Annotated in this window: 19 protein-coding genes and 1 riboswitch; of the genes, 9 read left to right on the forward strand and 10 right to left on the reverse strand. The window is 41.8% G+C overall.

What is annotated here, in order from left to right; all coding sequences use genetic code 11:
- Positions 1-156: 156 nt before the first annotated feature.
- Positions 157-2,037, forward strand: coding sequence for an MGH1-like glycoside hydrolase domain-containing protein (locus H8B06_RS06600; protein WP_190993504.1), 1,881 nt, complete (start codon positions 157-159; stop codon positions 2,035-2,037).
- Positions 2,038-2,074: 37 nt separating this feature from the next.
- Here the strand turns inward: H8B06_RS06600 and H8B06_RS06605 are convergent, their stop codons facing one another.
- Positions 2,075-3,262 carry a bifunctional pirin family protein/GNAT family N-acetyltransferase gene (locus H8B06_RS06605; protein ID WP_190993505.1) on the reverse strand — a complete coding sequence of 396 codons (1,188 nt, stop codon included), beginning with the start codon at positions 3,260-3,262 and terminating at the stop codon, positions 2,075-2,077.
- A 153-nt stretch (positions 3,263-3,415) separates the two neighbouring features.
- A riboswitch (TPP riboswitch) is annotated at positions 3,416-3,508 on the forward strand.
- Between the two features lie 68 nt (positions 3,509-3,576).
- Between H8B06_RS06605 and thiM the strand changes: the two genes are divergently transcribed.
- From thiM to H8B06_RS06635, 6 genes are all read left to right on the forward strand, one after another.
- The gene (gene thiM / locus H8B06_RS06610) at positions 3,577-4,377 is read left to right on the forward strand and encodes a hydroxyethylthiazole kinase (protein WP_190993506.1); all 801 of its coding nucleotides are present in this window, start codon (positions 3,577-3,579) and stop codon (positions 4,375-4,377) included.
- Entirely contained in the window at positions 4,374-5,009 is a 636-nt protein-coding gene (thiE, locus tag H8B06_RS06615; protein WP_190993507.1) for a thiamine phosphate synthase, read from the forward strand. Before thiM ends, thiE begins: the two co-directional genes overlap by 4 nt.
- Complete coding sequence (gene thiD, locus H8B06_RS06620; protein WP_190993508.1) at positions 5,006-5,839, forward strand: bifunctional hydroxymethylpyrimidine kinase/phosphomethylpyrimidine kinase; 834 nt, start codon at positions 5,006-5,008, stop codon at positions 5,837-5,839. The genes thiE and thiD overlap by 4 nt, the downstream gene beginning before the upstream one ends.
- Positions 5,826-6,485 carry a thiaminase II gene (gene tenA, locus H8B06_RS06625; protein ID WP_190993509.1) on the forward strand — a complete coding sequence of 220 codons (660 nt, stop codon included), beginning with the start codon at positions 5,826-5,828 and terminating at the stop codon, positions 6,483-6,485. The genes thiD and tenA overlap by 14 nt, the downstream gene beginning before the upstream one ends.
- A 59-nt stretch (positions 6,486-6,544) precedes the next feature.
- Entirely contained in the window at positions 6,545-7,006 is a 462-nt protein-coding gene (locus H8B06_RS06630; protein WP_190993510.1) for a SpoIIAA family protein, read from the forward strand.
- Between the two features lie 297 nt (positions 7,007-7,303).
- The gene (locus tag H8B06_RS06635) at positions 7,304-7,681 is read left to right on the forward strand and encodes a DUF1304 domain-containing protein (RefSeq protein ID WP_190993511.1); all 378 of its coding nucleotides are present in this window, start codon (positions 7,304-7,306) and stop codon (positions 7,679-7,681) included.
- An 11-nt stretch (positions 7,682-7,692) separates the two neighbouring features.
- On the opposite strand, the gene H8B06_RS06640 is transcribed toward H8B06_RS06635, so the two are convergent.
- The 7 genes from H8B06_RS06640 to H8B06_RS06670 form a co-directional block, all read right to left on the reverse strand.
- The gene (locus tag H8B06_RS06640; RefSeq protein WP_190993512.1) at positions 7,693-8,271 is read right to left on the reverse strand and encodes an RNA polymerase sigma factor; all 579 of its coding nucleotides are present in this window, start codon (positions 8,269-8,271) and stop codon (positions 7,693-7,695) included.
- 104 nt (positions 8,272-8,375) lie between these two features.
- On the reverse strand, positions 8,376-9,872 hold the full coding sequence (locus H8B06_RS06645) for a sialate O-acetylesterase (RefSeq protein WP_190993513.1): 1,497 nt from the start codon (positions 9,870-9,872) through the stop codon (positions 8,376-8,378).
- A gap of 11 nt (positions 9,873-9,883) precedes the next feature.
- On the reverse strand, positions 9,884-11,380 hold the full coding sequence (locus tag H8B06_RS06650) for a hypothetical protein (protein ID WP_190993514.1): 1,497 nt from the start codon (positions 11,378-11,380) through the stop codon (positions 9,884-9,886).
- Positions 11,381-11,407: 27 nt separating this feature from the next.
- Positions 11,408-12,298 (reverse strand): hypothetical protein, encoded by an 891-nt coding sequence (locus tag H8B06_RS06655; protein WP_190993515.1) that lies wholly within the window; start codon positions 12,296-12,298, stop codon positions 11,408-11,410.
- Positions 12,299-12,364: 66 nt separating this feature from the next.
- Positions 12,365-13,861: a RagB/SusD family nutrient uptake outer membrane protein gene (locus H8B06_RS06660; protein ID WP_190993516.1), complete on the reverse strand. Its 1,497-nt coding sequence runs from the start codon at positions 13,859-13,861 to the stop codon at positions 12,365-12,367.
- Positions 13,862-13,872: 11 nt separating this feature from the next.
- Positions 13,873-17,121 (reverse strand): SusC/RagA family TonB-linked outer membrane protein, encoded by a 3,249-nt coding sequence (locus H8B06_RS06665; protein ID WP_190993517.1) that lies wholly within the window; start codon positions 17,119-17,121, stop codon positions 13,873-13,875.
- A 380-nt stretch (positions 17,122-17,501) separates the two neighbouring features.
- Positions 17,502-18,707, reverse strand: a complete 1,206-nt coding sequence (locus tag H8B06_RS06670; RefSeq protein ID WP_190993518.1) for a FecR family protein — start codon at positions 18,705-18,707, stop codon at positions 17,502-17,504.
- Positions 18,708-18,878: 171 nt separating this feature from the next.
- Between H8B06_RS06670 and H8B06_RS06675 the strand changes: the two genes are divergently transcribed.
- Positions 18,879-19,901 (forward strand): LLM class flavin-dependent oxidoreductase, encoded by a 1,023-nt coding sequence (locus tag H8B06_RS06675; protein ID WP_190993519.1) that lies wholly within the window; start codon positions 18,879-18,881, stop codon positions 19,899-19,901.
- A 2-nt stretch (positions 19,902-19,903) separates the two neighbouring features.
- Here the strand turns inward: H8B06_RS06675 and H8B06_RS06680 are convergent, their stop codons facing one another.
- Entirely contained in the window at positions 19,904-21,262 is a 1,359-nt protein-coding gene (locus H8B06_RS06680) for a sulfatase-like hydrolase/transferase (RefSeq protein WP_190993520.1), read from the reverse strand.
- Positions 21,263-21,421: 159 nt separating this feature from the next.
- Between H8B06_RS06680 and H8B06_RS06685 the strand changes: the two genes are divergently transcribed.
- Positions 21,422-22,636, forward strand: a complete 1,215-nt coding sequence (locus H8B06_RS06685; RefSeq protein WP_190993521.1) for a DUF763 domain-containing protein — start codon at positions 21,422-21,424, stop codon at positions 22,634-22,636.
- Between the two features lie 30 nt (positions 22,637-22,666).
- Here the strand turns inward: H8B06_RS06685 and H8B06_RS06690 are convergent, their stop codons facing one another.
- Complete coding sequence (locus tag H8B06_RS06690; RefSeq protein ID WP_190993522.1) at positions 22,667-23,626, reverse strand: TolB-like translocation protein; 960 nt, start codon at positions 23,624-23,626, stop codon at positions 22,667-22,669.
- Positions 23,627-23,707 lie beyond the last annotated feature (81 nt).

The following is a 23,707-nucleotide window of genomic DNA, read 5'->3' on the forward strand; positions in this document are numbered from 1 at the left end:
CTTTTATGTAAAAAAGTGGATTTACAACAATACAATTCCATTCTCTATGCCTAGACGAGAAACGACATATGAATAAAGAAATTCAAGGTATTTGCGTATCTTTCCAAGAATTGATATATTAGAAATATCTCTGTTTTCAGGAAGTATTTAAACACGATGAGCGAAACCTTTAAAGCATTAAGACGGACGAACGGCTATCTTTTATATATATTCTTTGTACTATATCTGTCTGCCTGTTCGACAGCTAAACAATCAACATATGCGGAGTTAGCAAATACGAGAGCTGCAGCGGTCAACACGCTAAACAAGCAGGTCGACGAATTTAATCATTACGATGACCGACCTGCTTCTGATGGACATATCGACAAACAGAATAACCAAGCGTTTCTCCAGGAGAATATCCCCTTGTTTTTGTGTTCGGACAGTAGCATAACAAAAGTATACAATTACCGTTGGTGGATGATTTCCAAACATCTAAAGGCATACGCTGATCCTTATGACGAACAGACATACTGGGTATTTACAGAGTTCTTCGGCGATAAACCTTGGGCTACGCTCAGTGGAGCTATCCCCTGCCCGGCTGGACATCAGTTTTATGACGTACGCTGGCTTCGGAATCCGGAATTTCTAAAATCTTATGCGGATTACTACATGCGCGGGTCAGCCTCCCGTTTAAATCAGCGGGAAAATGCGAACTTCCTGACCTATACGTCGCGCCCGGAAAGTCACCATTTCTCTAGTTGGATGATTGATGGTATAGAGGCTTTTCTCAAAGTGCATCCCGACAACGACTGGCTACATGATGTCCTGCCCCACTTGGGTGCTCACCAACAGGTCTGGGATAGCCTATTTACAGTAAACGAACCAGCGGCAAAAACTGCAGGTATGTATAAATTTCTTGACCTCTATGATGGTATGGAATTCAGTCTATCCACCGTACTCGGACTTATAGCTAGTGATGGTGCTTATAGTCTCTATACCGATGACAATTGGCGTAACTACTATTTAGGGTGGGAAACGACTGGCAATGCAGCTCAATCTCAACAAGCCAAACAGTATCCTAAAGCTTATCGGAGTGGGTATCCCGACTTTCACATGGTAAGACCTACCTTAAACGCTTACGCCTATGCCAACCTACTTGCGCTATCTAATCTAAACAGCTTAGCGTATCGTAATTTTGCTGATTTAAAAGCTAAAAATCAGGCAATGAAATACAAAACAAGAGCGGAAGAGCTTCAAACAACCGTTCTCAATCTGCTTTGGAATGAAGAAGATCAATTTTTTTATAGTTATACCGCTGGGGACAATAAATTTGGCATACGCGACTTTGAATCACGTGTTCGCGAATCAGTGGGTTATACTCCTTGGTATTTCAACATGATCCCGTTTTCGGATAACGAAAAATATGAGGGTGCTTGGCATATGTTCGCCGCGGAAAAAGGATTTTACAATACTGGTGGCATGACAACTGCCGAACAGCAACACCCCTATTATAACGAACAAGCTTACGCCTGGAACGGGCGTGGATGGCCGTTTCAAAATTCAGTTGTATATAAAGCCTATGCCAACTATCTGCGAAATTATAAATCGCAGGTTACAGAGAGCGACAGGCAATTGCTCTACGACTATGTGCAGAAATTAGTCGCTACGCATGGTGAAAAACCGAATATAGGGGAATGGTACATTCCGAGTGAAAAGGGTACATTCGGTGGCGAAAAAGATTATTTCCACTCAACGTTTCCGGATATCATCATAGCGGATCTGTTAGGGTTTGAGGCTTTACACGAAAACCAGTTTATTGTACAACCCTTACTGCCTGAAGACGCTTGGTCGTATTTCTACTTAGGCAATATCACGTACCACGGCAGAACAATCGACATCATCTGGAAAAAAGATTGGGACACGCAAAAAGCGGGAAATCAAAGTGCATTGCGTATCTGGGTAGATGGTCGTTTAACTAAAACCAGCAACCACTTAAACGATAAAATTATTGTAGATATTCCGCCTACCAATAGTCTAGCTGTCGATAACCCGTAGTATGACATTTAAGCGCATGTTTTGTAAGTTTTCGCCACTAGCGGAAGATCATGTCATGCAGGTTTTCGTCTCCTTCCATGACCTTTTTCGCATAGGGACATAGTGGCAAAATTTTCACCCCTTTTTCTCGAGCGTAGTCAATCCCCTTCATAACTAGCTGCTTTGCATAGCCTTTACCATTAAATGCCTCGTATGTTTCGGTATGGTCTATAATAAATTTATTTGTCCCAGCCCATACATAGGTCATCTCGCCTGCGGGAACGTCGTCCTCTAAAATGACAAACTTTCCTCTACGTTGATCTTCTTCTTGTGTAAATGTTATCACGTTTTTTTTCTGTTTGGTTCCTGGAAGTAAAACGTACTCTTTATCGTCACCCGGTACTTTAGGAAAGGCTTCGAGATTTTGATTTTTCCAATCTTCTTTTGCTTTTTCAATAACGGCTTTGTCGGAATTGACAAAGTTCCAAAACATAAAGCGCTCCTCTTCAAAGGGCTCCCCTCCAAATAGGTAAAGCGTGGTATCGCCATTTGTTTCGAATGCACATAAGGATGCGTTCTTAGCTATCAACAGTTGCTTGGATCCATAATCGTTGCCCTCAATCTTCACGGTACCGTCGAGAACGTACATACCCACTTCACCAAAGAGCTGTGGCCCGATATTGATTTTTTGTGCGGCCTTGGTTTTTATCTCTATAAAATACAATGGACTATGCACCGGCACGGGAGATTTACGATCTCCTAGCTCACCGGCAATGAGTTTATAGTAAATACCATTGTCTTCCCAACTGGGGATATCTTCTTTGCCAATATGCACAAAGGAGGGGTTTGCTTGTTCTACATGTTTGGGCAATCCGATCCAGATCTGAAAGCCGTGCAAATACTTGTCGTCCTTCCTCAAATATTCGGGCGTCCGCTCGGAGTGTACCACACCTTTGCCTGCGGTCATCCAGTTGACTTCCCCTGGCTTGATCTCGATGGCATAGCCAAGACTGTCCCGATGGAATATCGATCCATCGAACAGATAGGTAAGCGTCGAAAGCCCAATGTGCGGATGAGGGGGAACATCGATGTTTTGATGTTCTTTAAGACAGGCGGGGCCCATGTGATCGATAAACACAAAAGGTCCTACTGCTCTCTTTTGTCGAAATGGCAGGAGTCTACCTACCATAAAGTTGCCGATATCGGCTGCTTTTTCCTCTAATATGAGTCCTACGTTTGATTGCATATTATACGAAGTTTAATTTGCATTTTAGTTTATGAAACAAATATAGCTCAATCTATTCGACTGTGCATTGATCTAGGTTAAGATTTATAATGATAACCCAAATTACGGTTCAAGCATAATTTTTAAATAATATAATAATATGTCGTACCTTTGTATGTGCTTTAGGGGTATTCTGAAAAGAGTTGAGAGAGTCCCTTTGAACCTGATGCGGATCACACCGACGTAGGGAAAAGCAAATAAAGACTTCTTTTATAAGTCGCCTCTTGTTTGTTTTCGGTTTTCCTAAAGCTGTTTTTATCTCAAAATAAAGTCTAATGGAAAAAACACTCTGGAAACACATTCAAACAGTAAGAGAACTGTCTCCCCTGGTACATAACATCACCAATTACGTTGTAATGAACAGTACAGCCAACGCTTTGTTGGCGATAGGTGCCTCACCTGTAATGGCTCATGCCAAAGCCGAAGTTAAGGACATGACGACAATAGCAAATGTGTTATTGATCAACATGGGTACCTTAGACGAATATTGGTCAGAATCGATGTTGATAGCTGCCGAAACAGCACATTTACTGAATAAACCTTGGGTGCTCGACCCTGTTGGTGCGGGAGCAACTCCTTACAGAAATCAAATCATCCAAAAATTATTGCAGTACCGCCCGACGATAATAAGGGGAAACGCTTCCGAAATTTTGGCTATAGCGAAATCCAACGCTCCTGCAACTAAAGGGGTAGACAGTATTGCTTCGAGCATGGATGCTGTTCAGGCTGCCCGTAATCTCGTGGGTCAATACGGCTCAGTTGTCTGTATTTCGGGAGAAACCGATATTATTGTAGATCAGAAAAATCAAACTCTACTCCTAAAAAATGGTCATCCTATGATGACCAAGGTTACCGGTCTCGGATGCACGGCATCGGCATTGACGGCTGCTTTTGCGGCCGTAATAGAAGATAAAACAGAAGCTACAGTTGCTGCAATGGCTTTACTTGGAATAGCGGGAGAACTTTCAGAAAAACAATCGCATGGTCCGGGAACCCTACAAATGAATATAATAGACAAATTATATGCTATGACAGACGTGGAATTTGCCGAACAGCTTAACGTTTCAAGAGCATGAAAAGACAATGCTCATTCCCCTACAAACTTTATTTGGTAATCTCCGAGTCGGATTGCAAGGGTCGGAATTTCCTCGAAGTAGCAGAACAGGCTATTTTGGGCGGGGTAGATATCATCCAGGTGAGAGAAAAAAATGATGGCACAGATACATTTATCCGCAAGGCCTGCCAACTAAAAGAAATAACCGATAAATACCGAATTCCGCTTATCATTAATGACAATCTTGAAGTTGCGAAAAAGGTTGATCCGGCGGGAATACATGTAGGAAACAATGATGTACCTCCTGTCGAAATCAGAAAGCAATGGGATGACAACAAATGTGTAGGGTACTCCATAGAGTTTCTGGAACAATTGGAAAATGAACAAGCAGCTGTTTCAGATTATCTGGGTATCAGTCCCGTTTTCAACACACCTACCAAAACAGATACTGTTACGGAATGGGGGCTTGAAGGCGTTGCGGAGATAAGGCGACTAACCGATAAACCGTTGGTGGCAATAGGCAATATTCATCTGTACAATGTAAAGTCGGTAGTGCATGCCGGTGCGGATTGTATTGCCGTGGTTTCCGAAATATGCGGTGCGGCGAATCCACAAAAAGCGGCTTATGAATTAAAAAATGAAATCTTAAGATGAAAAAATACAAATATCCAAGTGTATTAACGATTGCCGGATTTGACGGCAGCGGCGGTGCAGGAATTCAGGCAGATATTAAGACTATTTCTGCCTTAGGTTGTTATGCTACATCTGTGTTAACGGCACTGCCGGTACAGAACACACAGGGCGTTAAAAGTATATTTCCGATTCCCATCGAAGCCGTAGCGGAGCAATTAGATACGATAATGGAAGACATCGTGCCAGATGCCATAAAAATAGGAATGGTACATACTCCTCACCTTGTTGATACCATCGTAGCTGTATTGGAGAAATATCCAGACATCCCTGTGGTTTTTGATCCTGTAATGGTCGCTACCAGCGGACACCGTCTTATCGAAGAGCAAACCATTGACGCGATCATTGAAAAACTTCTTCCGCTTTCAGCGGTTATTACCCCCAATATGGACGAAGCAGCCATTATTGCTAAAATGAAGGTCGAAACCTTAAAAGACATGGAACTCGCCGGCAAGATCATAAAGCAATTGGGCGGTAAAAACATTCTGCTAAAAGGAGGTCATCAAAAAACGGAAAGGATTACCTCCCTCTTATTGGATGAAAAAAACGACTATCATTCCTTTGCGTTCAATAAGATTAAAACCGACAACACGCATGGTTCGGGATGCACCTTATCCTCCGCCATTGCATCGTATATAGCGCAAGGTAAAGCGTTGTTTGACGCCGTAACGCTCGGACAACAATATGTTTTTAACGCTATTCAATCCGGTGCAGATACGCAAACTGGAAAAGGAAACGGTCCTTTGAATCACTTTTTTAATCCTCAAAAACTCATTAAAAATGAAATGGTCTGAACAGGCATGGCAATCAATAGAAGCAATTTATTCGTCTATCCTCAAAATGCCTTTTATAGAAGAACTATCCAATGGTACACTTCCTAAAAACAAGTTTCAGTTTTATATGATGCAAGACTCCTTATATCTGGAGCATTTTGGAAGGGCACTTGCCTTGATCGGAGCGAAAGCCGAAGATATTACTGATGCCTTAGCTTATATGCGATTTGCAGAAAATGCTATCGTAGTGGAGAATGCATTGCACGAGTTTTACTTCATGGATTTTGGAATATCTGACAAAGGAGGTATTGAACCTGCCTGTCATCATTATATTCATTTCTTAAAGAGTACGGCTGCATTTGAAGTCGCTGAAATTGCAATGGCGGCAACTCTTCCTTGTTTTTGGATTTATAAAAATGTCGGCGATTATATCATAGCGAATCACCGCTCTTCCGATAATCCTTACCAGAAATGGATCCAAACCTATGGTGGGGAAGATTTTGCCTTGGCTGTAAAAAATGCCATGGCTATTTGTGATAGAGTAGCTGAAAGTGCAACAGCATCCACTCGGGCACGAATGACCGAAGCATTTATTACGGCTTCGCGTATGGAATATAAATTTTGGGATGCTGCGTATAAATTAAAAACATGGGAATCGGAATTGTAATTGATTTACCGAAACATTTTATCCTTCCCAACTGTTAACTTAAAAACAAAAGGATCAATATGTTAGAAAAAATAAACGATCTGCCCGAACATGTTTTCGGCGTGAGAGCTAAGGGCGAAGTGACAGGCGAAGACCTCAAAACGGTACTACTACCTGGTCTGGAAGAGCTGTCAGATAAGTTTAATAAGATCCATTACCTTCTCGTATTGGATACCGATGTAAAAAACTTTACCACATCAGCATGGATACAGGATATGCTGGCCGGTATAAAACATCTTTCGGAGTGGAAAAAAATAGGTGTTGTGACTGACCAGAAAGGTGTTCGGAAATTCACCGATATGTTCAGTGTAGTCGCTCCCGGAGAAGCCCGTGGATTCCGGCATCATCAATTAAAACAAGCTATCGAATGGGTCTCGGCTGAAGATGGCCAGACGAAGGCCAAAGTACAACTATCATTCAAAAAAATTGCGATGATCACTTTGGGAGCGATATTGATAGGTCGACTTTTCAGGAAACGGTAGTACGCATAAAAATTAAGGTCATTTTGTTAAGAGATGTTAAATACACATCGCGATAATACGAAAGGCACGTAAAATGCTGTTATAATAGTACTTCATAATTTAGGTTAATAATTGGTTAGTTAGTAGAAATCCTGAAGCTCCCCGCTTCAGGATTTTTTTCATATGACTTAGTCTGCGTAAACTCCAACTAGGGCTACATCACAACTTATTAAACATTTTTTAAACATTTTGGCAACGTGAAAAGGATGGAAGAATAGAAAAAAAACTATAAATTAGAGGTGTTAATTCTTTGAAAATATGTCACATACAATTGCCATAATTTTGACCGTATTTGTCGCTATAGAACATGTATATATTCTTTGGATGGAGATGTTTGCGTGGGAAACCGCGGGCAAAAAAGCTTTCGGAAAGTCACTACCTCCTGAGTTATTCAAACCAACAAAAGGATTGGCTGCAAATCAGGGACTATACAATGGTTTTTTGGTAGCAGGATTGGTATGGTCTTTTTTAATCAATGATCCGGTGTGGTCGTTCAACATACGGGTATTTTTCCTAGGCTGTATTATTGTAGCAGCTGTTTACGGCGGAGCTACTTCATCAAAAAGCATTATCGTTAAACAAGGACTGCCTGCTATACTCGCGATGATTTTTGTACTCTTGGCAAATTATTTATAAAAAAACACCAATCATTGGCATACCAAGCAGCAGAAAAATACATAAATAAGAACGTTCTTATTTTTAAAAATTTGCTTTAAGGTGGATATCGCTTTCGACCTTGCAAAATAAACATTGCTTTGTGTCGTATGGAGGCGGGTGCAGATTTCATCCACATGTAGTCCCTCTAAGTAAGTCATTTTGAATATTGCAGCCTGTTGCTCGGGTAATTTTTCTAATTCAGCAATCACTAACTGGATCAGCTCAACGCGGATTATCCTGGTCATGACATCATCGTCTGCCATTGCCATTTCTTCTTCTATCTCTACATCCGAAGATCGCCTATATTGCGGGGAATCAAGATAATCATAACAGGCATTGCGCGTTGCAATAAATAAAAAGGCTTTTATATTAGATTCCTTTACCACCTTATCCCTTCGCTGCCAAAGTTTAAAAAATGCATCGGATACAATTTCTTCGGCCATCTCCTTATTCCGGATGATGGAATGGGCAAAGAAGCGCAGTTCCTTACCATATCTAGTCATCAGATATTTTAGAGCAGATTCCCTGCCATTTTTAAAATCTTCAAAATATCCAATGTTGGTTTTCATGGAAAGCGTAATCTAGGTTCACAATGAGCTAACTGCTAAATATAGCAAAATTTGATTGGAAGTATTGGACTCCAATCAAATTTTTTCTTTGTTATTTTCTGCGTCTATCCCTCCTCCTCGGGATCTGCCCAAGCATACGTTTTGAAAACACTAACGGGTAATCCGCTGCTGCCTACCAGATTACTTATCTTGGTGTAGCTCCACCCCAGCCTCGCCGCTATAGGATGAGGTACACGAGATGATGTCAATAGGACTTTGTTACCTGCAATCACCGCATCAGCGGGATAAAATACTTTATCCACACCCGCTATTTCAAACTGTGATGGGGCTAAACCATCTTTTGTTTTCAATCCTGTAGAAGCAAATTGAAAATCGACGATCAACTTGTTGCCATCAACGGTAAATCCATCAAAAATAGGTGAACGGTCGCCGTCTTCTTTTTTATAATGTGCTGCTAATGCCAGATATGCAAACCTCAACCCCACGTCCTTTTTATTCTTAGGATGGATATCATCTAAATCTGCTATATCATCATTACAGATGATACCACTATTTGCTATGCGTTTGCTAGCTTGCAGCTGTGCAAAGCGCATATTTGGGTTGGCATAATTGGTTTGGAAATTATACATACGTTTGTATGGACAAATTTGTGCGATGTAAAAAGGGAAGTCGTTGGCTTCTTTGTTCCATAAGGCTCTCCAGCTATCGGCTACTGTTTCCAGCAAGTCAGGATAATAAGAGGGGTTGTCCATGTTAGCCTCTCCTTGGTACCAAATAGCCCCTGCAATAGGAATATCGCGTATTGGATAAATCATCGCATTATACGCAGCACCGATTTTGTAAGGTGAGAATGGATCTGCCCGCGGTTGTTTGTCTTGCTGCAATGCAAATTCCCTTACCGATGGGGTGGCGAGTACAGCACTACGTTCGGCCCATACCTCTCCGGTAGTATCACCCCAACTTGCGTTGATAATACCTATTGGCACCTGAAGAGATTGACGCAACTGCTTAGCGAAATAATATCCGACTGCGCTAAACCACTCTAAAGAGCTGGGTGAACATTTTTGCCAGGTGGCATTCCATTTATCGGTAGGAGCATCTGCCTGCACCTGTGGTAGATTCAACAAACGAACTCCATTGGAAGCATCTGCTTTGACTATCTCATCCAACCCGCCTAATACCTCTTTCATCGGGTACCACATATTGGACTGCCCGGAACATAACCACACTTCTCCAATCAAAATGTCATTAAATTCGAAACTATTTTTTCCAGACACCTTGATCGCCTGTGCTTCAAAACTCCCAGCAGGTATCCGAATGGATTTGGACCACCTTCCCTCTTGATCGACCTCAACCTCATCTACATTCGCTTTATTCCAGCTTGCAGTAATCGTAACATATTGTCCTGGAGTACCCCGTCCAGCTACCATAAAGGTGCTATTTTGCTGTAAGACCATATTCTTTTGAAGATTATTATTAACCTCCAATATAGCAGACGCAGTCTTGTCAGATGGTGTAGGGATATCCTGTCCGCCTGAATCAGAACACCCGAAAGCAAACATCCAACAGCATAACCCAAAGAAAATTTTTCTATTTATCATCTTTTCGCTTGTTATGGCATCGTGGTTATCAATATAACGGAACGACCTGGTAACTGAACCGTGAAAGCATCATCTTGATGCAGATCGATGTCCTCAACGCTGCTAGGGATCGCAAATCCTTTGCCATCCTTCGCTCCCTCAAAATTGGCCCCATCTCCCGCTATATATTGATATACTTTTGCGCCTTGAAGATGTAAACGTTCTTCGGCTTTCAGATGAAGGGTATAATTTGATGCATGAGAGTTTACCAAAGCAATAGTCATACATCCATCTTTCTTGGCACTGACAGCCTGTAAACCTTTCTTTTCAGGAATATCAACCGGATAAATCGTGCTTCCGTTTGGAAAATATCGACATAATAAAGACATAGGATAAAACCATGGACGAATAGCCTCGTCTGCCGAGCTACCAAATTTTTCTTCGCCGAATATATTCCAAAAGCCCCAACGCTTTAATTTATCACCATTATCACTATACATGGCATCATCCATATTCCATAGGATCACGCCATCGTATCCAGCCAGCATATTCTGTACAACGGCATCAGCTACATCCACGCCATAAAAAGCATCATAGATCATCATGTTGGAGTCATCTCCCGCAAAAGGGTCATCTGCAATCCGGGCTGCATTGGTTATTCCATGTGCCGAATTTGGGTTGTACTTGAATCCGAGTTCGCCCATGATCATCGCTTTGCCATCAGGAACAATACTGCGATAATGCGCAATCACTTTGCGATAGGAACCACCTTTGACTTGATCGTCGGTGGGATACGAATGGATATCATAAGCATGTATCTTGTCTCCGAAATAAGCCGCCGGACGTGTAATCCAATCGCTTAAGCTCGTATCATTCCAGATAGCGACATCTGGGGCAATGACTTCAATGCGATTGTTCAGTCCCTTGGCCTCCATCAAGGATAATAGCTGTTCGTAGGTTCGTTGCCAAAGGCTATAATCTCCTCCAATAGAAGACCAATCTCCCGCGGGCTCATTGCACATATTGTAATACTTCAGGCAAGTATAGCCTCGTGTATCGAGCAAATATTTTAGAAAATCTGTAGAGCGCTCCAACCAAGCTGCATCGACATCACCATTTGGCAGGGCCTCTTCTCCCCATTCGCCATACATAACCTGTATACCTTTCTCCTGGCAGAAATCCAGAATCCTAAATAATACGCCCTCGCTTATCGCTGGGGAATAAGCCCCATTTTGGTAATAATTCCATCCTTGGGAAGCCATGATCCGCACTAAACCAGGCCGTAGAAATTGTACCCGTTCTTCTAGTACATCCCAATCTTTTGTATTAAAGGTGGAGGATCCTGTCCAACGTAAGATATTATCATATCCGCCCCACTGTGGGCCGATACCAACAAAAGGAATAGCACTTACCGGTGTAGACCGGATGATGAGATCATTGTTTATATTCTTTGGATTCATCGACGTATCTTGACAACCAAATGTTGCGCTGATAAACATGACTAAACAGATAACGATATGTATTTTCATTTGATTTTCGTTTTTGAGATTTGTGGTCTATTCTGAAATTTTCTTAATCTGTACCCAGTACTTTTTTGCATTCTCGACAAATCTTTCTCTGTCTTTATAGATATCGATCCATATGAACGTCGGTTCGAGTTCGAATTCGAAAGCTTTGTCTTGTATAGTTATGGAATTGTTATAATCGTCAAGTGTAATAGTCCCGCTGCTTATTAACTTCGCCGTTGATACTAATGATGCGGAAGAGAAACTAATCGTTCCTTGTTTGGAATTTCGTTTCCAGTTACCTTCACCAATCGGGATTTTCCGGTACTTATTATTGACATCGATAGGAATCTTGGCACCATCAGGGTCATCTATAAAAATGAAATCAGCATACTCTTGATCTGAGCCAGCATGATTGATGACCTTACCATAAGCATCTCCATCTTCGGTGATGCCTTCTAACGTAAAAGTCAGTGTATTATCATACTCTGCAATAGGTCCTGTTCCATCCGTCTTCCAATTCCAGCTGCGCTCGGCCATACTGGCATGGGCTGCGGCACCGCCATACTCCGGCCAGGCGCCGCCATACACGGATAATGTCGATATTTGCCAAGTACCGACCAACTCATCAGAGAATGGAATATAAGATATTTTCCAAACTCTATCCTCCCCTGATTTTGAAGTCACTTTGATCTGGGCGGTCTGCTGATCGTCAAAAGTCAACACTTGGTCCTTGATTACATCTGACGATGCACCGTAGGACAATTCGAGCTCTTTTATCTTTATGCTTTTGGAATCGCCAACAGTTTGGTTATACATGAAGGTAATCAGACCATTCTGATTCTCATCTCTTCTGATTGTTGCGTTTCCAACTTGATTCTCAAAGGTAATAAGAAGAATAGCCCGCTCATTGTTCCACTCTTCGTTACGTATCTCTCTCATTAAATCTTTTTTACAAGAAACGAGCGTAAACATCATCAAAACTATTATCAATTGTGTTTTCATAATCTAAATTCTTGGTATGTTGGGATTGAGATCTAGTTCTTTTTGCGGAATAGGATAATAAGCCGCTTGCTCTTCTGAAATCCCTGAAGCGGCGGCGCGCGGATCTGTACTAACAACCACTGCCTTGCGTCTTAAATCGTGCAACCTCTTGCCTTCAAATGCAAGCTCAAAGCTTCGCTCGTTGAACACCGCATTACGAAAATCAGCGAGATTTAAACTTGATGACAAATCGTCCAGTCCTGCACGATGACGTATCGCGTTGATCCAATGATATCCCTCCTGTGTAGGACCAACTGCTTCGGCATAGATAAGTGCAACTTCTGAAAATCGAATTAAAAATGGCCGTGTACTGGATTTGACGCCTACAAAGTCTGGGTCTATATATTTTCGCGTCAAAAAATAATCATTTAGTTCTGAAGTACTTCCGTCTTCCTTCGTATAGAAACGCTTCGTCATTAGTTCGGTCTTACGTTTATCGGAAGCATCGAAACTGTTTGCAAACAATTCGGTGGTCATAAATACGCCCCATCCCATATTAGTCGATTTGGTATAGGTTCCATCTGGATTGGCAAACCACAAACTTGTACCGTTTTTGTAGGGAATAAACATCTTGTCTATGGAAGAGAAATTACCCTCGTCTACGCCGCTTTTGTCCATAGACATGATAAAAATATGTTCAGGACCATCCGGTTTACGGGTATCATAGATACTAATCAGATCTGGCGACAAGCCATATGTAGATTGATCATAGAGCACCTTTCGGGACCATTCTGCAGCGTACTGATACATCTGCGCAATATCCTTGTTCATTTCCTTATAACCATCGACCTGATTTTCCTTGGAAGAAGCAATGCTGAGGTATACCTTGGCAAGCAGAGCCTGTGCTGCTACTTTGTCTACTCTCCCTACTATCCGTCTGATAGACATCCTCTTTTCGGCTTCCAAACAGTCATTTATAATAAAATCATATAATTCATCAAAATCTTTAGGCATAGGTGCTATTGCCTGTGAAGCAGATGTAATAGACGCTTTATGAAGGGGTACTAATCCATAGATTTGTATAAGATGGTAGTAATTCCACGCCCGTAGAAAGTAGGCTTCGCCTAATATACTGGATTTAAAGTCTTCGCTAAGATTACTATGTATAACATTGTCGATGACTGCATTGGCTCTATTTATCGCAATGTAGCAATATTTGTAATAAAGTTCCAATTGCTCATTCTCCCGAAATAACGCATAATCCCAACGATTGATCTCTTGCGAACCAAAACCCTCCTCGCCTTTTACATCACAGCTTTCCGTAGCTAGCTCATTGATATAGAATATAGCCCGTACGTACTCATTATAGGAAAAGGTGTTGTAAGCATAAAAAAGAGCTGATTCGGCATCTTCATTTGTTTTGTAAAAATTTTCTTCTGAATAGAAACCATAGGGTTCTTCTTCGAGATCGCATCCCGTAAACATGGAACATATGATCAATAATATTAAATATCTGTACATATCAAAAATTTTTAAAATGTAAAATCAACACCAAAAGAGAACATTCTCAACTTCGGATACCCTCCGCCGTAGCGTCCATTGAGCCCTACCTCTGGATCGTATCCCTCGAATTTTGTGAATGTATAAGGGTTTTCTGCATTAATAGAAATCCGCGCCTGCTTTACCCATTTTTGATTTTCTAATGGAATACGGTAGCCAACGTTAATATTTTGGATACGCAGAAAACTACCATCTTTTATAAACCAATCGGACGTATAATGTAATCTCCCCTGTCTCACGCTTGGATATTCATTACTTGGATTATCGGGTGTCCACCTCAGGGGAACATACAATGCGGAATTGTACATACCACTCCATAAAACGTCATTACCAAATACGCCGTTAAGAAATACATTCATATCCAAGTTTTTATACCGGAGATTGAGATTTAAACTCGCCATAAAATCGGGATTAGGGTCGCCTATCACCGTTCGATCTTTGGTATCGAATACACCATCCTGATTAAGGTCTGTGTAAAGAAACTCACCTGCTCGTGCTTCCGCACCGACTAATCCTGCAGCTTCCCCTTCCCTATCCGATTGAACAATGCCATGCACACGATATCCGTAAAATACATTTACCGGTAAGCCCACCGCCAAAATATTTGGTGAAGGTTCTCTAAAGGGATCCATACCGCCACCGTAATATTCATAATAAGTGTCTGATAAAAAGTCTCGATTAAGCCCGGAACTGATAGCATTTCCCAGACTGACTACTTTGTTGACGTTTCTGGAGAATATAAATGTACCCGACAGCTCCCAATCCTGCTTGCGGATGATATCTCCATGAAGTGTAAGTTCTATACCCTTATTATTAATTTCTCCGTCATTGACCCACATACGATCATAACCTGAACTCAGTGTTAAGTAGCGTTCCCGCAACAGATCAAAAGTATTTTTACTGTAATAATCTACCGTCACCGCTAGCCTATTATTAAAAAATGAAAAGTCTGCACCGAAATTGTATTGTGCCGTCGTCTCCCAACGCAAATCTTTGTTGGGTATACCTCCCCATTCCTTATATCGCCCACCTACGCCAGTATAACCGATAACATATCCGGGTCCTATCGCTGTACTCCATCCTCCATCGGTATAAAATGTTTCAATGCCATAACGGCTCAATGTCTGATAGGGAGAAATACCCTGATTACCGGATATACCATAACTCGCTCGCAGTTTAAATTCATCGAATAGATTTAAATCTTTTATAAACTGTTCTTGATGCAGCTTCCAGCTCACTGCTCCAGATGGGAAATAGGCCCATTTATGGTTTGTACTGAATTTGGAAGAACCGTCCGAACGCATCGTTAACGTAAGAAGATACTTGTCTTTGAATGCATAGTTTAAGCGTCCAAAATACGAGAGTAGTTTCGTCTCAGTCTGCCCATTACGATGTCGATTGAGCTCCGGTGAGCCCGATGCCATATTTTCGTTATTCAAGGCACCATTCTTAAAATTATACGACTCCATTGCCGAGCTACGAGCAAGGGAATATTCGTAGGAATGCCCAAGCATAGCGGTGAGATCGTGGTTTTGCTTAACTAATTTTTGATAAGTCAGATAGGTATCTGCCGTATACACCTGCCCCATCCAATTATCTAAATATGCTGCACCTTTATTATTTGTACCGGTTTCGGTATATCTATCCGGCTCGAAACGATCCTGTATAGAAGCACCGTATTTATAATTAAGCTGCGATTTGAGACTCAGACCTGAGATCAGCTGCAGGTCCAACAGCCAGGAGGAAATGATGTCAGTTCCTTTAGCGGTATTTTTACGATTGTCTGTCCAAGCCATAGGATGACTGTAATCCGCATTTCCTTCCAAAAAATAACTTCCATCTTCGTTGTATACTGGCCATAGCGGGTTCCGCCAATAAGCTAATCCGGTATTGGTACGACGATTGTCTTTAGAAAGATTGTTAAACGCACTGATATTTAAATATTTATTAAATTGATGTCTAATATTCGAACTCACAATCTGTTTACCGTAGTTATCTCTGATGTAGGACCCTTGTTGTAAAAGGTTGTTTGCACTCAGGTTAAATGAAGTTTTGTCATTTGCGGTTGCCAGCGATATCGTCGATGTGTTGTTTACTGGATTATCCCTGAATACAACTTTAGACCAATCTGTAAAATGTGGCCATGCACCGCTCTGAATTTCATCAACAGCGGGAAAGTATATGCCTGTTGAGTTCACTGCTCCAACGTAAAGCGGTGGCATATTGCCGTTAATCTTGGCCTCGTTGTCCAATTGGGCCATTAGCGCGGGATCTGTCCATTGGATAAACTCGGATGTGAATTGGGATAAAGTCGTCTGGTGCTTAATACTAATATCGGTCTGCCCGTTTTTAGCCTTCTTCGTTGTGACCATAATGACGCCATTCGCTCCCCGAGATCCATATATGGATGATGCGGAAGCATCTTTTAGCACCTCGATCGATACAATATCAGCTGGGTTAATCTGCTTGAGGTTACCGGCATCGCCGATAGGAAATCCATCTACCACAATCAATGGTGAATTAGAGCCCCGCAAAGAACTTCCACCACGTATGCGGACAGTAGTGCCTGCGCCAGGATCTTGGGAAGTCTTGACTATTTGAAGGCCGGCGGCTCGTCCTTGCAATAAACTTTCGATGGAGTTTGCGGGAATATCTTGGATATCCTCGGTTTTTACATTGGTCATCGAGCCCGTTAGATCTTTCTTTTTTATGGTACCATATCCAACGACAAGCACCTCATCGATATTATCCATAGATTCTTTCAACACCACATCAATTATATTACTGTCCTCTACAGGGACTTCTTGTTTGTCATATCCGACCATGCTGAAGAGTAGAATCTCGCTCTCAAATAATACAGGAATGCTATAATTCCCTCCTTCATCCGTGGAAGTTACTTTGGAGATTTGTACTGTACTAACCGTTACCCCTCGAATGGGCTGCCCGTGCGCATCAGTAACTTTACCGTTAATAATACGTTCTTGCTTTTGCATCGTTGTCGTTAGAGGTGATGTTTTGGAAGCAACCTTTTGATCTACCGGAAGTGGTTTTAGGATGATCGTTCCGGCACTAAGTACCCAGCCTACTGGTTGATCTCGTAAAATTTCTTCCATAGCGCGTTGCAATTCCATGTTTTGCACATTGGCATTTACAGACAATTTTGCAAGCTCCTTTCCATACAGGAAAAAGGGATATCCCGATTGATCTTGCACACTCTTCATAACCTTTGCTAAAGGCTGATTATGTGCGCTAATATTAATTTTCTGGGCTGAGCTGTGATGAGCTAGAACCTGGAAAACAGTTAAAAACGTAATACATACTGCTAGTTTCATAACCAGAATACATCGGAATGCTAAAGGCCAAACTCGGTCTTTAACATATTCATAAAAAATCATAAGTTTGTATCGTTTGATATTGTTAAAAAATAAGGTGACTAAACTGATTGATTAGCTTATCAAACTTTCCGGATAGAGTGGCCGCTCTATCCGTTTTTTTTAAGCTATCAAAAAGGATGTGATCCAGTATCAAAAATGTGTGTATAGCATCATAATTATATTATATGGGTGAATAAATTGAGTAATTCGGTTGTGAGTTGGTGGAATTAAAGCGAAACAATTAGCTTTTTTTGATCTCCATTTTTTTCTATGTTGAATGTTACGCCTCCTTCTTTAAGTATGGCGAGCACTTCGGATATTTTTTTTGTTCTACTAATTTCCCCGTAAAAATAGGTTTGCTTATTACTCCCCTTATAAATAACCTCGATGTCGTACCATCTACTGATTTGTGCCATAGCGTCCGATAGAGGTGTCTCATTAAATACAAATTTATTGTCTTTCCAAGCGGCAAACTCTTCTACATTAACATTTGTCTTTTTCAATTCATTGGCTTCGTAAATACCTTGCTCTCCTGGTTTTAATTTCATATTTCCTTGGGATGTTTTGAGCAAAACCGATCCTTCCACTAAAGTCGTCGTACAGCTGACTTCATCGCCGTAAGCTTTTAAATTAAACTGGGTTCCTAACACCTCAATCGTCTGTGTTGCAGATTTTACCAAAAATGGGACATGCCCAGATTCGCTTTCCATTTTTGCAACATCAAAATAGGCTTCACCTTCCAACTCAACAACGCGTGACTTTGGGGTAAATCTAATTGGATATTTAAGTTTTGAATCAGCATTAAGCCATACAGCCGTACCGTCTGACAACGTGACTTGGTATTTTCCTCCGCGAGGAACTGATATGGTTACCACATCGGTATTTTGTAGGTGCCCCGCTGTAACTGCTGCACCATCGGCATAAGTAAGCTGACTTCCCATAACGATTCCTTCTTTCTCGCCACTCAATTCAACAATGCGTCCATCTGCCAGCGTCAGGGAGGCCCTATCTTTACCGGGTTCAATATCTATCATTGCTTCCATGTTTTCTCTGTTCGTCGGTGAAGTCACGCTATCTCTATAGTGATACACCCCTATACTAAATAGTGTAATAATTAGTATAGCCGCAGCATACGGAACCAGATGTCTGTATAACCTTAAATTGATCTGACGACGGGATTTTTTAGATTGAGATATCTTTTGTAACACGCTATCTTCTAGACGGCTATTCCATACTTCCTGATCTAAAAACTCTAATTCAAACCAAATGCAAATATCTTCCCACAAGAGGTCTTCGTGAAGAACACGGTGCAGAAACTTACTACGCTGTTCTGATTTTTCTGCCCAAGAATGCAGATCGTCCCGCTCTTGCGGCGTAATATCACCATCTAACATTTTTTTAATAAGATCTGTTATTTCCTCTCTATTGGTCATTATACAATATTCTATAGGTTACAGGATAGAAACGGTAGAAAAGGAAGGACCTTAGTAAAAAAAGAAAATAAATTGCAAACATGTATTTAAAACTGCCAAATCTTGATAATGAGTCGGATCGAACCCGTTTATTTTTCTTATTTTAGTAGGTCATCAATCCGTTATAGCGTCATGAAAAAAATAGGCTTTTTATCTTTTGGTCATTGGGCCGACCTTCAGGGATATAATACGCGTACTGCAGGCGACACTTTGCTGCAGTCCATTGATCTTGCCATAGCAGCGGAAGAAATTGGTCTAGACGGGGCTTATTTTCGTGTACACCATTTTGCCCAACAGTTGGCTTCGCCTTTTCCCCTATTAGCCGCGATAGGCGCCAAAACCCATAAAATTGAAATTGGTACTGGGGTGATTGACATGCGCTACGAAAATCCGTTATACATGATCGAAGACGCCGGAGCGGCCGATCTAATTTCAGGTGGTCGTTTACAATTGGGTATTAGCAGAGGATCGCCCGAACAGGTCATCGACGGATGGCGCTATTTCGGATATGAACCGGCCGACGGTGAAACGGATGCCGACATGGGCCGTCAAAAAGGTTTGGAATTCCTTGAAAAGCTAAAAGGAATGGGGTTTGCACAGCCTAATCCGAACCCCATGCTCCCAAATCCGCCGGGTCTGTTACGGCTAGAACCTCATTCGGAAGGTCTTCGCGACCGTATCTGGTGGGGAGCAGGATCGAACGCAACTGCCATCTGGGCCGCTCAAAAAGGCATGAACCTCCAAAGCTCTACGCTGAAAGATGACGAAAGTGGAAAACCGTTTCATATACAACAAGCAGAACAGATCAGGCTATTCAAAGAAGCGTGGAGAGAAGCTGGACATACGCGGGATCCCAGAGTCTCCGTAAGTCGTTCGATTTTTGCGTTGGTGAACGATCAAGATAGATATTATTTTGGGCATGAAGCTAGCAGAGAAGACAAAGTCGGTATGATTGAACCCAACAAACGGGCTATTTTTGGTCGAAGTTATGCTGCGGAACCGGATCAACTGATTAAAGAACTGGCCATGGACGAAGCTATTCAGGAAGCGGACACGTTGCTCTTGACCATACCCAATACCTTGGGAGTTGATTACAACGTGCACGTGCTTTCTTCCATCCTAGAACATGTGGCTCCTGGACTCGGATGGCGATAAGGTTAAAAACGAGGTAATGCTTGCCACCATGACAACAGCTTTTCGCTAAACTTTACAACCAGATCAGGGTTTTGTTCGGCAATATTGTTGGATTCACTTCGATCTTGCGCGAGATCGTAGAGCTCTATATTGGACTTATCCTGATTCATCAGAAATTTCCATGATCCTTCCCGGTAGGCTAAGGCGGGGCTACGGTTTGGCGCTTGCGGAAAGTTAAAAAATGCATTATTACGACCATACTCCCATATGAGTGGATTTTTCCGCGGGGATGCCTCGCCACGCAAAACCATCGCTCTATTTTCACCGTCAAACGACTCATCAACCTCTAGATTGCCCCCTGCAATTTCTACCAATGAGGGCAAGAGATCTAGGGCCGAAACAATGGACGAGCTATCGACCCAGTTTTGCGCTATTTTCGCTGGCCATCGGACGATAAAAGGCATATTGATCCCACCTTCATATAATGATAACTTGGTTCCGCGCAGACCTGCTGATCGATCTTGTCTAAAATTAGGAAGCGGACCGTTATCACTCGTAAAAATTACCAAGGTATTTTCGTCAACGCCCAATTCTTTTAAACCATCCATTAATCTTCCCAGTTGTTTGTCAAATTCTTTTAGAACCGCTTCAAAACTCCGCTCCTCTCCCGGCTTACCAGGATAGCGTCCGGTTTCATCATCTCCCGCTACCCAAGGCGTGTGCACATCATCCGTCCAAAGGTTGACATAACAAGGCTTATCTTTATTTTCTTTAAGAAAAGATAACGTCTTATCGACAAAATATGCTGTACGATTCCAGCGTTTTATACTATCTTGATCACTCCAAATCCAGTCTGTCGCTGTTATAGCCGGATCTGGATCCGGACTTTCATAGGTACCCGCCCAAGCATCAAATCCATATTGATCAAAATTTGGTGCATTGGTAACATCACGTCCGCCACCCAAATGCCATTTACCAAAATGCCCGGTAGCATATCCTTTCGCTTTTAACAATTTAGCAAGCGTCGTGATATTAGGATCCAAAAAATCCACCTGTTCTTTTCGCTTGTTATCCTCGCGTGTATTCAAAAACGTCGTGAAATGCAGCTTTGCAGGTGATTTTCCGGTAAGAATACCTGCTCGCGATGGTGAACAAACCGGAGACGCACTATAATAATTTGTCAATCGCCCTCCTTCAGCAGCAATCTTATCAATGTTAGGCGTATTATATTTCCCAAAATAACAACTGATATCTCCTATTCCCAGATCATCAGACAAAATCAAAATAATATGGGGACTCCGGTTTTCTTGCGCGATTCCGTTAGAAGCAGATAATAGAAGTAATCCGCATAATAACAATTTGGAACGTAAATACATGTACATTCTACTAGGGTTTAAAATTGTTCTGTGACAAAGTAAAAAATTGTTTTTGACAAAAAAACACCAACGCTATTCAAAAAAAAGCATTTTTGTGTCAAAATGTTGATACGACATATCGCCATGCGTTATTTTACCTAAATTCGCACTAAATAATTTAGCAAAATGAAGCGATCTGGAACAGCAGACCTCCCATTACATTATGGTAAAGTTCCCCCCTGGTTATATGAACGCATGTCCTCTTTGGGGTTGTCAATAATCGAAGCAATCTTGATCGATTATGGTAAGGAGGAAGTTTTACGGAAATTAGCCGACCCATTTTGGTTTCAGAGTTTTGGTGCGGTAATGGGGATGGATTGGCATTCTTCTGGCATCACTACTTCGGTGATGGGAGCACTAAAACGGTCAATAAATCCCGTCGCTTCATCGCTTGGAATATATATCTGCGGTGGAAAAGGTAAACACTCACGGGAGACTCCGACAGAGCTATTGCGACTAGCTGACCGAACCGGACTGCCGGGAAATCAGCTGGTGCATGCCAGTAAATTATCTGCTAAAGTGGATAATACAGCTGTTCAAGATGGTTATCAACTATACCTACACAATTTTATCGTAACCAACACCGGCAGCTGGGCGGTAATCCAACAGGGTATGCATAATCATGACGGAACTGCCAGAAGATATCATTGGCATTCAGACAATTTAAGGTCGTTCGTAGAAGAACCTCATACTGGAATCAACGGTGTCTCGCAAGGACATATCTTGAATCTAACGGCGACGGAAGCTGCCGCCAATCGCCAAGGTATCCTCCATATTTCGCGTGAAAACTCGACAAAAACCATACAGGATTTTACACGTTTAATTTTGCCTGCGCATCATGATATACGTTCCGCTGATGTCGACCTTAAAAGATTAGGCGCATTGTTGTATATGACACGGGAATTGCAACCTGACAGCTTCGAAGATCTTTTAATGCTACAAGGGGTGGGCCCCCGAACGCTACAGTCTTTGGCGTTAGTGAGTGAGGTAATTCATGGTGCCCCCTCAAGGTTTAAGGATCCTGCTCGTTTCTCGTTCGCACATGGGGGTAAAGACGGACATCCTTTCCCCGTACCAATCGATATCTATGACGATAGCATACAGATATTGCGGAAAGGCATTGAAAAATCTAAACTTGGGAATGCGGACAAATTAAAGACCATCAACAAACTGCACGAAATCGTGCTGCAAGCGGAAGCTAATTTCGCACCGAAATTTGATGTACAGCAAGTTATCGAGCAAGAGCGTAGAGATTCATGGAAATATGGTGGAAGGACGGTATTTGGGAAGGCCAAAAAGCATTCTTCACATATGTCGGGTTATCAGCTTTCGTTATTCTAACAAGCTCATTGCCTTAACCTGCGCTCTTAACTACCGCCATGCTGTAACTCCATTCGCACGTATTATGCTTGAGCTCCCCTTGGGTATAACCGATATAACTTCTGGACTAGAATCTAAATTGTATTTTTTGCCATCGGCAGGAATAATTTTCAGAAACCAATGGCTATTTTGCGAAGCAGGTAAATGCGCATAGTCTGCTGCGATCAGCAAATATTTATCATCCGGTGAAAATTCAGCAAATGCCTCATCGGTATTACTATCTGTCACTTGTACCAGATTCTCCCCCGTAATATCCATCATATGGATATGTTTATTGATATAGAAAGTTATCTTTTGGCCGCTATTGCTCACGCGTATATTTCCCCAATTCTCGTAATTCATTTCTTTTACCAAGTTTAAACTTGTGTAGGGTGGATCAGAACGCAATAATAACCGATCTTTAAAACGTATTAAAATACTATTGTTTGGCAACCAAACAGCATCATCTTCTGATGTGAAAAACTCCTCGCCGATACCGGACATCTCATATTTGACATTTCCGTCAATATCTAGAATAACGATCCCGTTATCCCCGTCAGGCGCCACCATAATAAGGGAATTATCATAAGAAATCTTGCCTAGGTTGTTTGTACTGTTTCCATAACGAGGTACAAAGTCAAATTCTTTCATAATTGTCTCATCAGCCGTATTCACAATCGTAAAATGATTACGATCATATGTACCTGGCTCTCTAGTTGACACCATGCGTAGACTACCGTCACGGCTTAATCCCCACCCCACCGTGCTATACGCATTATAGGAAAAGAAAGCCGATTCTTCCCCACTATGCATATCTATTTTCATCACATCACTTGTATATTGATGATATATATGTCCTGGAAGAACGCCCATTCCGGACCCCTCACCATCGTCATTATCTTTAGAGCATCCCCAAAAAAACAAGGAAAGCAAACCTATACAAGTTGCAAAAATAAGCACTATCCTTTTCATCCTAATAACTTATTAATCACCATGGAACAAGAGCAAGTTTCTTCGAATATCTTCGAAAGCCTACGCGGTATACGTAACAAA

The organism is Sphingobacterium micropteri (genome assembly GCF_014692515.1).
GTDB lineage: Bacteria > Bacteroidota > Bacteroidia > Sphingobacteriales > Sphingobacteriaceae > Sphingobacterium > Sphingobacterium micropteri.

Coding starts and splice junctions, on each gene's coding strand:
- H8B06_RS06600 (WP_190993504.1), top strand. CDS start 157: ATGAGCGAAACCTTTAAAGCATTAAGACGGACGAACGGCTATCTTTTA.
- H8B06_RS06605 (WP_190993505.1), bottom strand. CDS start 3,262: ATGCAATCAAACGTAGGACTCATATTAGAGGAAAAAGCAGCCGATATC.
- thiM (WP_190993506.1), top strand. CDS start 3,577: ATGGAAAAAACACTCTGGAAACACATTCAAACAGTAAGAGAACTGTCT.
- thiE (WP_190993507.1), top strand. CDS start 4,374: ATGAAAAGACAATGCTCATTCCCCTACAAACTTTATTTGGTAATCTCC.
- thiD (WP_190993508.1), top strand. CDS start 5,006: ATGAAAAAATACAAATATCCAAGTGTATTAACGATTGCCGGATTTGAC.
- tenA (WP_190993509.1), top strand. CDS start 5,826: ATGAAATGGTCTGAACAGGCATGGCAATCAATAGAAGCAATTTATTCG.
- H8B06_RS06630 (WP_190993510.1), top strand. CDS start 6,545: ATGTTAGAAAAAATAAACGATCTGCCCGAACATGTTTTCGGCGTGAGA.
- H8B06_RS06635 (WP_190993511.1), top strand. CDS start 7,304: ATGTCACATACAATTGCCATAATTTTGACCGTATTTGTCGCTATAGAA.
- H8B06_RS06640 (WP_190993512.1), bottom strand. CDS start 8,271: ATGAAAACCAACATTGGATATTTTGAAGATTTTAAAAATGGCAGGGAA.
- H8B06_RS06645 (WP_190993513.1), bottom strand. CDS start 9,872: ATGATAAATAGAAAAATTTTCTTTGGGTTATGCTGTTGGATGTTTGCT.
- H8B06_RS06650 (WP_190993514.1), bottom strand. CDS start 11,380: ATGAAAATACATATCGTTATCTGTTTAGTCATGTTTATCAGCGCAACA.
- H8B06_RS06655 (WP_190993515.1), bottom strand. CDS start 12,298: ATGAGAGAGATACGTAACGAAGAGTGGAACAATGAGCGGGCTATTCTT.
- H8B06_RS06660 (WP_190993516.1), bottom strand. CDS start 13,861: ATGTACAGATATTTAATATTATTGATCATATGTTCCATGTTTACGGGA.
- H8B06_RS06665 (WP_190993517.1), bottom strand. CDS start 17,121: ATGAAGAGTGTGCAAGATCAATCGGGATATCCCTTTTTCCTGTATGGA.
- H8B06_RS06670 (WP_190993518.1), bottom strand. CDS start 18,707: ATGACCAATAGAGAGGAAATAACAGATCTTATTAAAAAAATGTTAGAT.
- H8B06_RS06675 (WP_190993519.1), top strand. CDS start 18,879: ATGAAAAAAATAGGCTTTTTATCTTTTGGTCATTGGGCCGACCTTCAG.
- H8B06_RS06680 (WP_190993520.1), bottom strand. CDS start 21,262: ATGTACATGTATTTACGTTCCAAATTGTTATTATGCGGATTACTTCTA.
- H8B06_RS06685 (WP_190993521.1), top strand. CDS start 21,422: ATGAAGCGATCTGGAACAGCAGACCTCCCATTACATTATGGTAAAGTT.
- H8B06_RS06690 (WP_190993522.1), bottom strand. CDS start 23,626: ATGAAAAGGATAGTGCTTATTTTTGCAACTTGTATAGGTTTGCTTTCC.